Annotated in this window: 1 protein-coding gene; it reads left to right on the forward strand. The window is 63.5% G+C overall.

Going from position 1 to position 743, the window contains the following annotated elements; all coding sequences use genetic code 11:
• Positions 1-257: 257 nt before the first annotated feature.
• On the forward strand, positions 258-569 hold the full coding sequence (locus RSO01_RS46970; protein WP_147157508.1) for a hypothetical protein: 312 nt from the start codon (positions 258-260) through the stop codon (positions 567-569).
• Positions 570-743 lie beyond the last annotated feature (174 nt).

Below are 743 nucleotides of genomic sequence, written 5' to 3' on the forward strand. Positions count from 1 at the left end.
TTGAAAATGGTTACGGCGCTGATTACCCGCATCCCGAGCTACCGCCGCTTGAAGCTGCGCCTCAGTCGCTAGAGGTGTCGCAACACGCATACTGATGCACACCGCCGCGACGACGCCACCGTCATAGATCATCTATTTGGGCGGTGCGGTTGGGCTGCACCGATCCCGGCCAGCAAGCTCGCGAAAGCCAAGACAACGCCGGAGGGCGCTTGCTCTCACCTTGCGCTCTGATGGGCGGGCGTGTTTCCGTCGGCTCCGTGAGAACAACATCTCGATTACCAAAGTGGATCAAGCCGCAGCTCACGCGCCTGGTGGACGCGGCGCCGGCGAGCAAGGAGTGGGGTCACGAGATCAAGTACGATGGCTATCGCATGCACGCCCGAATCGACGGCGGTAGGCGGGGTTGCTCGGTCGCCTGCTCAGCCTGCGGAGCGCGGACGGGCATCAAGGGCGACCAGCTCGACCAAGTGGTCGCCGACGTCGTCACCGCCGGACTGGCGGAGCGGCGCGTCGATGACGCCAGCCTCGTCATGCTAACCAGCAAGGGCTGGACGATCGCCAGGAACTAAAGAAAGCTTGCATTCGATCGTGGCTCCGACAAGCACAAACGAAAGCGCCGCCCGGCTTGGGGTAGGGGCGGGGCTACGCTTCTCGTACGGCAATCCGCCCGTCCAAGGGGAGATGGAAGCGCTGAACGAACGGGCGGACCCTGGCAAAAGCTGCCCCCGCATCAGACTGAAAGC

Source organism: Reyranella soli (assembly GCF_007992495.1).
GTDB lineage: Bacteria > Pseudomonadota > Alphaproteobacteria > Reyranellales > Reyranellaceae > Reyranella > Reyranella soli.